Genomic DNA, 12,057 nt, shown 5'->3' on the forward strand with positions numbered 1-12,057 from the left:
GCCCCGATCGAAGGAGTACTTCCATGACATTCATCCCTCTCTCCGCCCCTGACGTCGGCGATATCGAGAACGACTCCGTCGCTCGAGCGATGTCGTCCGGCTGGGTTGCACCCCTCGGCCCCGATGTCGATGCCTTCGAGCTCGAAATCGCCGCGAGGACGGGCGCCGCGCACGGTGTGGCGCTCTCCTCGGGGACAGCAGCCCTCCATCTCGGTCTGCTCGCTGCGGGCGTCGGCCCCGGAATGGTCGTGCCGACATCAACACTCACCTTCGCCGCGACTGCCAACGCGATCGCCTACACCGGCGCCATCCCCTTCTTCATCGACTCTGAGGTCGAGACCGGCAACCTCGATGTCGACCTCCTGGCAGAGACACTCGCCGGGCTCGATGCCTCCGGGCAGACCATCGGTGCGATTCTGCCCGTCGACATCTACGGCAAGGCAGCCGACCACACGACGATCAGCAACCTGGCCTCGATGTACGGCGTGCCCGTGATCGCCGACAGCGCCGAGTCGCTCGGTGCGACACACGCAGGCCGGGCCGCCGGCAGCTTCGGTCTCGCGTCCGCCGTCTCCTTCAACGGCAACAAGATCATGACCACGTCAGGAGGCGGGATGCTCCTCACCGACGACGAGGAGGTGGCGACGACAGTCAAGCGTCTCGCGACCCAGGCCCGGCAACCCGTCGCCCACTACGAGCACACCGAGATCGGCTACAACTACAGGCTCAGTAACGTGCTGGCGGCCCTCGGTCGCGCACAGCTGACCCGTCTCGACGCAATGATCGCTCGGCGCCGCGAGATCCGCTCGCGCTACCGGGCGATCGTCGAGGCGTCCGGTTGCGCCACGATCCTCGGCGGTGTCGACGATCGTTTCGACAACTGCTGGCTGACCTCGATGGTCTTCCAGGGCTACGCCCCGATCGGAGTGACTGGCGCGATCGCGGCCTTCGCTGCAGACGAAATCGAAACCAGACGCCTCTGGAAGCCCATGCACCTCCAGCCCGTCTTCTCGGATCGCCCCTCACTGGCGACCGGCGTCGCAGAGCGGCTGTTCGAGACGGGCCTTACGCTCCCGAGCGGTTCGGGCATGACCGACGACGAGATCGACCGCGTGTGCGACGTCCTCGCCCGAATCCTGCAGGTGTCGAATGTGCCCTCGTGACCGCCATCTCTACTGCGGCGCCAAGCGCGTCATCGATTTCGCCGGTGCTGTCGTCCTGCTGATCCTGCTGTCTCCCCTCCTGGTGATCGTGGCCGTCGCCGTCGCTGCCGCGCTCGGCCGGCCGGTGCTCTTCACTCAGCAGCGTCCAGGCGCGCGGGGCGAGGTGTTCACCATCCTCAAGTTCCGAACCATGCGCGACGAGGACCCCTCGCGCGGCCTGCTCACCGATGCCGAGCGCCTCACCCGCTTCGGGCGCATCCTCCGCTCGACCAGCCTCGACGAGCTCCCTGGTCTCATCAACGTGATTCGCGGCGAGATGAGCTTCGTCGGGCCACGACCGCTGCTCGTCCGCTATCTCGATCGCTACGACGACGAACAGGCTCGGCGACACCACGTCCGCCCGGGTGTGACCGGGCTCGCCCAGACACGCGGGCGCAACGCCGCCTCGTGGGCCGACCGTCTGCGGTGGGACGTCGAGTACGTCGACCGTCACAGCCTGCGTCTCGATCTCGCAATCATCTGGCGCACGGTCCTGGTGGTCGCCCGACGCTCCGGCGTCAGCGCTCCCGGGCACGCGACTGTCGATGAGTTCCGGGGCGACCGCGAGGTCGCGGCATGACGACCGAGCTGATCGTGGTCGGTGCCGGCGGCGCCGGCCGGGAGGCGATCGACATCGTCACAGCCCTCAACAAAGCACACCCGAGTTGCTTCACCGTCGTCGGGGTGGTCGACGACGGTCCGCGGGCCGCACACCTGGAGCGCTTGGAGCGTCTCGGCGTGCCTCATCTCGGTGCCCTGAAAGTCGGTCTCACGAGCTTTCCGGCTGCTCGGTTCGTCGTAGGCGTCGCCGATCCTGCGGTGAGGCATCGCCTGTACGCCCAAATCAGTGCCGCCAGCCGGTCGTTCACGACTCTCATCCACCCTGATGCCGCTCTCGGCTCGGACGTCACCATAGGCGACGGCGCACTGATCGCGGCCGGCGTTCGGATTTCGACGGGCGTTCGAATCGACGAGCAGGTGCATGTCGCAGCCGGAGCCCTGATCGGGCACGACACCCATCTCAGTGGCTTCACCACGGTGAGCCCGGGGGCGATCGTCTCCGGCGAAGTGACCGTCGGCCCAGGAGCCTTCGTTGGCGCCGGGGCAGTCGTCCTCCAGAACCTCCGAGTCGGCATGGGCTCCGTCGTCGGCGCGGCGGCCTGCGTCGTCGGCGACGTCGCAGCGTCGACGACGGTCAAGGGCGTACCGGCCCGCTGACACCGGGGCCGAGACTCCTTCACGCGCCCGACATCCCCACCCGAACCCGCTACTAGAACCGGCACCACCCGCGATGCCGACGCCCGAAAGGAGGCCTGCGATGCTCGGAAACACCCCGATCGATCTCCTGGCCCCCGCTGTCACTACCCGTCCGGTAGACGACAGCAGGCCGAGTGGGCTACTCGCGGCTCCCGTGCTCGTCGCCGGAGTCGTGGTCTACGCCCTCACGCTGCAGTGGGTCTACGCAACGCTCGTCTCCCCGGAGTTCGCGTACATCGGCTACTTCTACTCGACACCACCGTGGTTCGTCACGACCTTCTGCATCGCTGCCACCTCGGCCGTAGCGCTACTCCTCCCGCGCACGATCACGCGCGTGTCACACGTGATCGTCTGGGTGCTCCTGGTCGTCTGCGTCGCACCCGCAATGCTCATGGCCCCGTACACGGGCTACCTGACCTCAGGACAGGCAATCCTTGTCAGCACCACGGTCGGAGCTTCATTCGCCATCGTGGCACTCGGTGTCCGAACGGCGCCATCGCGGCTCGGGGCTCCGAAAGGTCTCCGCCCGGCGTTCGTCTGGGCCGCCATCGCCGTTTATAGCGCGGTGACCTACACCCTCATGACGGCAACTCTCGGTCTCAGCCTGCGGTTCGTCCAACTCAGCGAGGTCTACGACGTCCGCGACGAATACAAAGACGACATCGCCGGATCGGGGGCGCTCGCCTACATGATCAGCCCCCAGGCGAACATCATCAACCCGTACCTCATCGCGCACGGCCTGATCAACCGGAAGTGGTGGCTCGTCTTGGTCGGAGTCTTCGGCCAGTACCTGATCTACTCGGCCTCCGGATTCAAAACTGTGCTCTTCGCGACCCCCGCGATCCTGTTGATCGCCTTCCTCTTCCGGTCGCGCCGGGTGCCGGCCGCGCACTCGTTCGTCTTCGGCTCGGTCGCGCTCATGGCCGCATCGGCTGCAGCCGACCTCGCCCAGGGCAACTCCACCTTGACCTCGCTCTTCTCGCGGCGGTTCCTCCTCACACCGGGCCTGCTGACCAGTGTCTACGCGAAGTTCTTCGGCGAGAACCCTCAGTCGCATCTGTCGCACTCGGTGCTGCACTGGTGGACCAGCTCGCCCTACGACACCGCGCCCGCCCTGACCGTGGGCCAGTTCATGCGGCCCGGCTCCAAGCTCGCCGCGAACGCCAACATCTTCGCTGACGGATTCGCGAACTTCGGCTACGCCGGCTTCGTCGGAGTCGGCGTGCTGCTGCTCGTGTTCCTGCGGGTGCTCGACCACGTCAGCCGGGGTCTTCCTCTCGGCCTCGCCGCGATGGTGATGGTGATGCCGAGCATCACGCTTTCGAACACAGCGATCCTGACATCGCTGCTCTCACACGGCCTCGCAGCCGGAGTCGTGCTGCTCGCGATCATCCCTCGACCACCCAGCGCGGAGGGTCACGTGCCTGACGCCGAAGCCCGCCCCGCCGAACCTGTTCGCTCTCCGATCGGAAGTCCCTCATGAAAATCATCAGCGTCGTCGGTGCCCGACCGCAATTCGTCAAACTGGCCCCCATGTGTCGGGCCTCGAGTCTCGAGCGCAGCACGTCGTCGTCCACACCGGACAGCACTACGATCCGGCGCTGTCCGACGTGTTCTTCGACGATCTCGGCATCCAGGCTCCCGGCCACAGCCTGAACATCGGGTCAGCATCGCACGGCCGCCAGACCGGGGCGATGCTCGCGTCGCTGGAAACCGTCTTCGACGCTGAAAAACCCGACGCCGTGCTCGTCTACGGAGACACCAACTCCACGTTGGCGGCCGCGCTCGCGGCCGTGAAGCTGGGGGTTCGTCTTCACCATCTCGAGGCGGGTCTCCGCTCGTTCAATCGAGCGATGCCGGAGGAGCACAACCGGGTCCTGACCGACCATGCCTCCGACCTGTGCCTCGCTCCTACCGAGTCGGCGATGGACAATCTTGCGGCCGAGGGGTTGTCGCGCTCGAGCGTCCTGGTCGGCGACGTCATGACAGACGTGGTCCTCGCCACTCGTGATCGCGTGCGGCACGAGGCCCTGCCAGTCCCCTCGTCGCTCAGCGCGTCACCTTTCTACCTCGCCACGCTGCACCGCCCTTCGAACACCGACGACCCCGCGCGCCTTCGGGCGGTGCTCGAGCCCCTCGCACGGCTCGACCACCCGACGCTTCTCGTCGCGCACCCTCGGCTCGTCGATCGCGCCGCCTCGTTCGGAATTCCACTCGATTTCGAGGGGCTGCACTCCACTCCGGCCGTCGGATACCCCGATCTCGTCCGCCTCGTCATGGGAAGCGCGGGAGTCGTGACCGACTCCGGCGGCCTGCAGAAGGAAGCCTTCCTGCTGGAAAAGCCCTGCATCACCGTCCGTTCCGAGACCGAGTGGACGGAGACGGTCGATCTCGGCTGGAACGTCCTCGCCGGCGATCGCCTCGCCGAGATCCCCTCGCTCATGGCGGCGCTGCGCCCTGAGCCCACGAACGCGACCCCCTACGGGACCGGAACCGCGGCAGTCGCCGCCGTCGACGCGATCCTGCGTGACCTGTCCTGACACCGAAGCTGGAGACACCATCATGACCCGAACCCGAACTCGATTCGCGCGAGTCGACATCGTCCACGTCAGCTCTGCGCACCCCTGGACCGACAACCGCGTCCACCTGCGAGAGGCCGCATCCACCGTCGCGGGCGGCTATCGCACAGCCCTCGTCGCCGTGGGCAACGGGCTTCCCGCTCCCGAGACCGGCGTGATCTGCCACCTGCTCCGCAAGCGCGGCCGTCTGTCTCGCGTCACCCTGGGTTCGATCGAGGCCGTCGTCAGTGCGCTGCGCTTCCGGCCGCGCGCGGTCCACCTGCACGACCCTGAACTCGTCTGGTCCGTCCCGGTCTTCCGGAGACTCGGCGTCGTGGTCATCTGGGACGCGCACGAAGACCTTCCCGATCAGGTCCTCGACAAGCACTACCTCTCGCCATTCCAATCGCGAGTCTTCTCAGCCGCTGCTCGCCTGGTCGTTCGTCTGGCACGCTCAAGCGACGCCATCCTGACGGCGACTGAGCGCATCGCCGCGCGGTTTCCCGACGAGAAGACGTCGGTTGTCCACAACTTTCCTCGCCCGCGTGCTCATGACGGGAGAGCGCCGGCTGTCGTGCACCGCCCTCGGCGCGTCGGGTACATCGGCGCTCTCGGCACATATCGCGGTTCCGAGGTGCTGCCCACGGCGATCGCCGACCCACGATTCCCCGACGGCTGGACTCTGCACGTGGCTGGGAGCTTCGTACCCGTCAGCACCCGCCGACCCTACGAGTCCCTCCACGAGGCGGGGGCTGTCGTGCTCCACGGTCAGGTCGGGCCGGACGAGGCGAGGGACATCCTGCTCGACACGCGAGTCGGCATCGTCACCTTCCTGCCGAATGCCGCTCACCTCGAGGCTCTGCCGACGAAGATGTTCGAGTATCTGGCCGCGGGCATCCCCGTGATCGCTTCGGACTTCCCCCTCTGGCGGCAACTGCTCGGGCCGCACGACTGCGCGACCTTCGTCGATCCTCACTGCGGGGCAGCCATCGCCGAGGCCGTGCGGTTCTACGACGAGAACCCCGACGTGCTGGCCCGTCAGTCGCGCAATGCCCTCCGCGCCGCGCGCGAGGTATTCTCCTGGACCAGCGAGGAGTCGGTGCTGCTCGAGGCGTATCGACGAGTCGGGCTGGTACCCACCACCCATCAGACTCCGCGATCATGAGCGCAGGAGCAGCAGCTCCTTCGGGCACAGGCGATCGACGCGGTGGCCGAAGCGTCGCCGGGATCCTGTTCGGAAGCGCTATCGGACAGGGTGCCGTTCTGCTCTCCACGCCGTTCTTCGCCCGGTTCTACGAACCCGCAGACTTCGGGGCACTGGCGATCGTCACCTCAGTGACGGCCGTTCTCGGCTCGATCATCACTGTGAGCTGGGAGCGGGGCGTCGTCTCGGCAAGGTCGGCCCGTCTGGCCGACTCGCTTGCGGTTCTGGCACTGGTGTCGGCCCTCGTGCTGTGCGGAGTGATCGCCGGCCTGTCGCTCGCATTCCGAGCGACTCTCGATCGGTGGTTCGACACTTCTATCTTCTCCGACCTCTGGTGGACCCTACCGGTGTGCAGTCTGGCGCTCGCCGTTCAACGGATCGTCGCGGCGGGTCTGACGCGTGCCAGGAACCACGGATCGATCGCCTGTCGAAACGCAACGCAGGGCCTGGTCCAGGTCGCCGCGACCGCGGCCCTCATGCCGATCGGAGGGCCTCTCGGGCTCGTCATCGCCCCGGCAGTCGGCCGATTCGCCGGCGCGCTGGGGGCCCGCCTCCGTACCGGCCCTGCCTCCACAAAGGCGGGCGCGCGCACGACCGGACGGCTTTCCGCCGGTCGAAGCGCCCCGACATGGCGCAGCATCCGCGTCGCCGCCCGGCGCTACCGCCGTTATCCCCTCGTCTCGACCTGGTCATCCGCTCTCAACTCACTGGGGATCCAACTGCCCGTCATCTTGATGTCGACCCTCTTCGGTTCCATCGAGGTGGGGTTCGTCGCCCTGGCCATGCGCCTCGTGGCGTCTCCGGCCGGGCTAGTGGCCGAGGGAATCGGTCAGTTCTTCGACGGCGCCCTCGGGGGCAGGATCCGAAGGCGCGAAGCCGGGTCGCATCGGATGACCGTGCGTCTCGTGGTGCAGCTCGGAGGAGTGGCGGCGGGAAGCGCCATTGCCGTCGCCGTCAGCGCGCCGTTCGTCGTGCCGTCGGTGTTCGGTAGCGACTGGATCGGGGCCACGCCCATCGTCCAGATCGTGGTCTTCCAGGCTGCGGCCCAACTCGTCGCGTCACCCATATCACGGGCGCTCATCCTGCTCGAGAAGCAGCCCCTCCAGCTCACGTGGGACGCCGGGCGATTCGTCGCGACGAACGGTGTTCTGCTCACGGCTGCAGCCATGGGGGCGGGTCTCGAAGCCTCGCTCGTCCTCGTCTCGTGCGTGAGCGCCCTGTCCTACGCGGTGCTCGTCGCGCTCGTCCTGACCGCGGTTCGGCGTCATGACGAAGCCCCCTCCATTCGGGGCAGCGCTTTATCAGCTTTTTAACATACCATCTCTGGTATGAGAACACAGCGAGCACGACCGTTTTCGTTTCTCGCGGCCGCGGCCGGCTTCGTCACCTTGAGCGTCGCCGCTGGCACGCTCGTCGCCGTCGGCGCCGCGCCGGTCGTGGCTGTCGCTGGGCAAGGCGCCGGAGCCGCCATCCAGGCGTTCGACGACATCCCCGAGTTCATCGAGATCGGCAAGCTGCAGCAGCGCAATGTCCTCTACGCGAACAAGGGCGGTCAACAGGTGCCGTTCGCGACCCTCTACAGCGAGAACCGCGTCAACGCGGCCTGGGGCGACGTGGCTCAGACACTCAAAGACGCAGCCGTCGCCGGCGAAGACCGCCGCTTCTACGAACACGGCGCCGTCGACCTCAACTCACTCGCCCGGGCCGCAGTCGGAAGTATCGCCAAGAGCAGCTTCGGGGCGGCCGGTGGCGGCTCCACCATTGCCATGCAACTGGTTCGCAACGTTCTCATCGCCCAGGCCGACTCGGTCTCCGACGAGAAGAAGCGGCAGGCTGCGCTGGCGCAGGCGACCGAAGAGACACCCCGTCGCAAAGTGGCCGAGATGAAGCTGGCCATCGGTCTCGAGAAGAAATACAGCAAAGACGAAGTACTCCTCGCGTACCTCAACATCGCCTATTTCGGCGACCACGCGTACGGTGTCGAAGCGGCGGCCCAGCACTTCTACGGCAAGGGCGCCAAAGCGCTGTCGGCAGCCGAGGCGGCCAGCCTGCTGGCGACCGTGCAATACCCGGAGACGCGCAACATGTCGACACCGAAGAACTACACGGCGAACACAGCGCGTCGCGACGTGATCCTGAAGTCGATGCTCGCCGAGAAGAAGATCGATCGCGCGGCCTTCGACGCCGCCGTGGCTTCGTCGGTCGGGTCGTACGTGCATCTGACGCCCGCGACGCAAGGCTGCATGGCGGTCACGGAGCCCGGTGCTCAGCAGTGGTGCGACCTCATCCGCCGCCAGGTGACGAGCCTGCCGTCGCTTGGCGCCACCGCCGCCGAGCGCGAGCGCAACTGGCGCGTCGGCGGCTACCAGGTGCACACCACACTCGACCTCGACCAGACGGCCGACGCGAAGGGTCAGGTCGACACCTACGCACCCAACACCGAGACCCGTTACGACCTCGGCGGCGTCGTCACCTCGATCGAGGCGAAGACCGGGCGCGTGCTCGTCATGGCGCAGAACAAAGACTTCAACGAGACAGCCGACGGCGGTGGATCGACCTCGTCGGCGATCAACTACGCCGTCGACCACGACCTCGGCGGTGGCAACGGGTTTCAGCCGGGGTCGACCTACAAGCCCTTCACCCTGCTCGAGTGGCTCAAGCAGGGGCATCGACTGGGCGAGACCGTCAACGCCGCGCCTCGCGACTTCAGCCCGAACACCGTCTGCGGGTCGCGCGACTACACATCGTTCAGACCGAAGAACGACGACGGCGGCAACCCGGGCTCGGTCTCGGTGAGACAGGCGACTGCGAGATCTATCAACACCGCGTTCGCCGCGATGGCACAGAAGCTCGACCTCTGCGACATCCGCGAGACGGCGAAGTCGCTGGGCGTGCACTCGGCCGACGGCGCCGACCTCGTCGCCTACCCGTCGGCGACGATCGGCTCGGGCAACACGGTCGCCCCTCTGACCATGGCGGCGGCCTTCGCCGGGATCGCCAATGGGGGCGAGTTCTGCACGCCCGTCATGATCGACAGTGTCACCGACTCCGAGGGCAAGAAGTTGGCCGGCCAGGCGCAGCACTGTGAGCAGGCCATTGACCCGACGGTCGCGGCCAAAGCAGCCTCGGCGCTGCAGGGGCCCTTCGCGAGCGGTACGGCGACCGCCGCCAACCCTCACGACGGCGTCCCCATCCTCGGCAAGACAGGCACCACCGACGGCGCAGAGCAGACCTGGCTCGTCGGCGGATCGACCAACGTCGTCACCGCCGCCTGGGTCGGCAACCTCACTGGTCACCAGAATCAGTACCGCATCTACGGGGCGTACGGCGCCATGAACCAGCAACGACTGACCATCTGGAAGCACGTGCAACGGAGCCTCAACGCAGCCTACGGAGGCGACGCCTTCGCGGCCGCACCCCAGGAATACACGCCGCGCGCTCCGAAGATCACGCCGCCGACATCCAGTCCCGACAGTGACGGCGACGGCGAGAGCAGCACCGACACCAGCACCCCAGCCGGGTAGACGAGGATGGAGGGGTGACCACGCTGCACGATCCTGATCTCCACTCGTTCGCCTCCGACAACTACTCCGGTGTCCACCCCGAGGTGATGCAGGCGATCGTCGACGCCAACGGCGGCCACGTCGGCTCGTACGGCGCCGACCCCTACACGGCGCGGCTGAGCGACCTCGTCGTCGAGCACTTCGGCGAGGGTTCCGAGATCCACCCCGTCCTCACCGGGACGGGCGCGAATGTCGCCTCCCTCCAGGCCCTGGTGCCGCGGTGGGGTGCAGTCGTCTGCGCGGCGACCGCGCACATCTACACCGACGAGGGCGGGGCGCCCGAGCGGCTCGGCGGCCTCAAGCTGCTGACCGTAACGACGCCCGATGGCAAGCTGACACCCGACCTGATCGACCGCCAGGCCTATGGGTGGGGCGACCAGCAGCGACCTCAGCCGCTCGCCGTGTCGATCACTCAGACGACGGAGATGGGCACGGCCTACTCGCCTGCCGAGATCCGTGCCATCACACAGCACGCCCACTCGCTCGGAATGCGGGTGCACCTCGACGGCGCCCGCATCGCGAACGCGGTCGCCTCGACCGGGGCGACTCTTCGTCAACTCACGCGCGACGCCGGCGTCGACGTGGTCAGCTTCGGCGGCACGAAGAACGGCCTGCTGCTCGGCGAGTCCGTCGTGACTCTGACCGAGGACGAACTGCCCGGTATTACCTACATCCGTAAAATGGACGCGCAGCTGGCATCCAAGATGCGCTTCATCTCGGCGCAGTTCATCCCGCTCCTCGAGACGGACCTGCTCGTGCGATCGGCGACGCACTCCAATGCCATGGCCCTCCGCCTCCGCGACGGCCTCGCGGGGTTGCCCGGGGTCGAGGTCACGCAGGCCGTCGAGGCCAACGCGGTGTTCGTGATCCTGCCGAAGGAGGTCATCGAACCCGTGCGCGCCGAGCATCGCTTCTATGACTGGAACCGGTCGACGGGCGAAGTCCGTCTGATGTGCTCGTTCGACACGCAGGAAGCCCACGTGGACGCCCTCATCGCGAGCGTCGCGCGCGAGATCGAGGCTGCCGCGTGAGCGATCCGAGAGAGCGCCCAGACACTCCGGTGCCCGTACCGACCTCCGAGGCTCGCGATGAGACTGCGCGCCGCGCCCTGCCGCCAGAGGCGTTCTCGACGAAGAAGCCAGTAGGGCGCTACCCGGGGCGCACGAATCCGCGCAAGGGCGACATGGTGCTGACAATCATCCTGTCGGTGGTGCTCTACGCCCTCGTCGTTCAATACGTGGGCGACGGCGCCTCACGCGGTGCGAAGTACGCGGCTCTCACGCACGGCGTGCAGCTCGGCACGATCCTCGCCATCGCTGCGCCACTCGTGCTGGCCCTCTTCTCGACGGTGTTCTCGATCCTGTTCATCCTGCGGCGTGTGTATGCCTTCTGGCTGCCAGTGTTCGCCGGAGTCCTCATCGTCGCGCTGTACTCGATCACGCAGCAGATGCTCGACCAATCGGTCATCACGTCGTTCAGCTCCTGAGCTCAGCACCTGAGCCGACTTCGAACGCTCGATGCGAGGGCATAGATCCAGCGCCTAGGCTGTTGGGCGAATCGAGGCCCCCGAGGGTGCGGGCCCAATCCCCTCGTCCGCACTCAAGAGAAGGCACGATGACCACGACCGACCAGAACACGACCACTCGCACGTCCGACACGAGCGTCCCGCTCGTCCCGCTGCTCGACGAGCGCTGGAGCCCCCGCTCGTACGACCCCACCGCCGAGATCTCCGACGAAGCACTGACGGCGCTTCTCGAGGCTGCCCGCTGGGCGCCGTCGGCTTCGAACATGCAGCCTCGCCGGTTCATCGTGGGCCGCCGCGGCACTGCGACATTCGACACGATCCTCGTCAACCTCATGGGCTTCAACACTCTCTGGGCCGGCAACGCCGCAGCTCTGCTGGTGGCCGTCGCCGAGACGGAAACCGAAGAAGGCGACAAGCGCAACTGGGCGCAGTACGACCTGGGTCTCGCCGTCTCCGCGCTCAGCGTCCAGGCACACGCCGAGGGTCTGCACACTCACCAGATGGCGGGCATCGAGGTCGATGGCCTCCGTAGCGCGTTCGATCTGCCCGAGCGTTTCCTTCCGGTGACCGTCACGGCCATCGGCGTCGTGGACTCGGCCGACAGGCTGCCCGAGAAGCTGGCCGAGCGCGAGACGCTGCCCCGTACGCGTCTCCCTCTCGACGAGCTCGTGATCGCCCGCGACTGACCCGAAGCATCTCGACAAGACGTCACCATCCATCAGGATGGTGACGTTTTTTCATTCTCGAT

11 protein-coding genes are annotated in these 12,057 nt (G+C 67.1%); all 11 read left to right on the forward strand.

Annotation, left to right across the window (positions count from 1 at the left end; translation table 11 throughout):
• Positions 1–23 precede the first annotated feature (23 nt).
• On the forward strand, positions 24–1,163 hold the full coding sequence (locus AX769_RS02325) for a DegT/DnrJ/EryC1/StrS aminotransferase family protein (protein WP_066275499.1): 1,140 nt from the start codon (positions 24–26) through the stop codon (positions 1,161–1,163).
• A complete protein-coding gene (locus AX769_RS02330) occupies positions 1,150–1,782 on the forward strand; it encodes a sugar transferase (RefSeq protein WP_066275501.1) in 633 nt (210 codons plus the stop codon). Before AX769_RS02325 ends, AX769_RS02330 begins: the two co-directional genes overlap by 14 nt.
• Entirely contained in the window at positions 1,779–2,420 is a 642-nt protein-coding gene (locus AX769_RS02335) for a NeuD/PglB/VioB family sugar acetyltransferase (protein WP_066275503.1), read from the forward strand. Before AX769_RS02330 ends, AX769_RS02335 begins: the two co-directional genes overlap by 4 nt.
• A gap of 100 nt (positions 2,421–2,520) precedes the next feature.
• Complete coding sequence (locus tag AX769_RS02340; protein ID WP_157887404.1) at positions 2,521–3,942, forward strand: hypothetical protein; 1,422 nt, start codon at positions 2,521–2,523, stop codon at positions 3,940–3,942.
• Positions 3,943–3,994: 52 nt separating this feature from the next.
• Complete coding sequence (gene wecB, locus AX769_RS02345) at positions 3,995–4,999, forward strand: non-hydrolyzing UDP-N-acetylglucosamine 2-epimerase (protein ID WP_369824057.1); 1,005 nt, start codon at positions 3,995–3,997, stop codon at positions 4,997–4,999.
• Between the two features lie 22 nt (positions 5,000–5,021).
• Complete coding sequence (locus AX769_RS02350; RefSeq protein WP_157887405.1) at positions 5,022–6,182, forward strand: glycosyltransferase; 1,161 nt, start codon at positions 5,022–5,024, stop codon at positions 6,180–6,182.
• Entirely contained in the window at positions 6,179–7,534 is a 1,356-nt protein-coding gene (locus AX769_RS02355; protein WP_066275511.1) for a lipopolysaccharide biosynthesis protein, read from the forward strand. The genes AX769_RS02350 and AX769_RS02355 overlap by 4 nt, the downstream gene beginning before the upstream one ends.
• A gap of 15 nt (positions 7,535–7,549) precedes the next feature.
• A complete protein-coding gene (locus tag AX769_RS02360; protein WP_082763430.1) occupies positions 7,550–9,745 on the forward strand; it encodes a transglycosylase domain-containing protein in 2,196 nt (731 codons plus the stop codon).
• A gap of 14 nt (positions 9,746–9,759) precedes the next feature.
• Positions 9,760–10,815 (forward strand): low specificity L-threonine aldolase, encoded by a 1,056-nt coding sequence (locus AX769_RS02365; protein WP_066275517.1) that lies wholly within the window; start codon positions 9,760–9,762, stop codon positions 10,813–10,815.
• Entirely contained in the window at positions 10,812–11,270 is a 459-nt protein-coding gene (locus tag AX769_RS02370; RefSeq protein WP_157887406.1) for a hypothetical protein, read from the forward strand. Before AX769_RS02365 ends, AX769_RS02370 begins: the two co-directional genes overlap by 4 nt.
• Before the next feature lie 128 nt (positions 11,271–11,398).
• A complete protein-coding gene (locus AX769_RS02375) occupies positions 11,399–11,995 on the forward strand; it encodes a nitroreductase family protein (RefSeq protein WP_066275527.1) in 597 nt (198 codons plus the stop codon).
• The last annotated feature ends 62 nt before the right edge of the window (positions 11,996–12,057 follow it).

Origin of the sequence: Frondihabitans sp. PAMC 28766, assembly GCF_001577365.1 — a bacterium.
In the GTDB taxonomy this organism is placed as follows: Bacteria; Actinomycetota; Actinomycetes; order Actinomycetales; family Microbacteriaceae; genus Frondihabitans.